This window comes from Pseudomonas sp. EL_65y_Pfl1_R83, assembly GCF_963970695.1.
Lineage (GTDB): Bacteria > Pseudomonadota > Gammaproteobacteria > Pseudomonadales > Pseudomonadaceae > Aquipseudomonas > Aquipseudomonas tritici.
Genome location: NZ_CAXAQI010000447.1, coordinates 1 through 448, shown reverse-complemented (window position 1 = coordinate 448; position 448 = coordinate 1). Strand labels below are relative to the sequence as shown.

The window sequence follows — 448 nt, the reverse complement described above, 5'->3', positions numbered from 1 at the left end:
CGACCACCGCGCCGATCATCGACCGGTTGACGTAGAGATTGCCGACTTCGGCCAGCGCTTCGGTTTCCTCGGCCGCGCGGGCGATGCGGCTGTGCAGCCCCATCGTCAGGCCATAGCCCTTGGCATTCACGCTACGGATCGTCTCGGCGAGCTTGCCCGACGGCCAGGTGACGACATGCAGGATCGGTCCGAACCATTCAGCGGTCAGTTCCTCGATCCGCGACAGCCGGATCAGCGTCGGCGGCACGAACAGCCCCTCGGCAGGCGCGTCCAGCGTCTTCAGCACGGTGGCACCAGCACGATACGCCATGAGCTTGTCATAGGCAGCCTGGTCGATCACCGGGCCGACATCGGTCGCGGGATCGCCGGGATCGCCGAGCCGCAACGTGTCCATCGCGCCCTTCAGCATTGCGATCGTCGTCTCGGCAATTTCCTCCTGCAGCAGCAA

The 448-nt window shown here is 65.4% G+C and carries 1 protein-coding gene; it reads right to left on the bottom strand.

Going from position 1 to position 448, the window contains the following annotated elements:
* Nucleotides 1-448, bottom strand: a 448-nt coding sequence (locus tag AACY08_RS29755) for an aldehyde dehydrogenase family protein (protein ID WP_339472675.1), incomplete at both ends; no start/stop codon positions are given.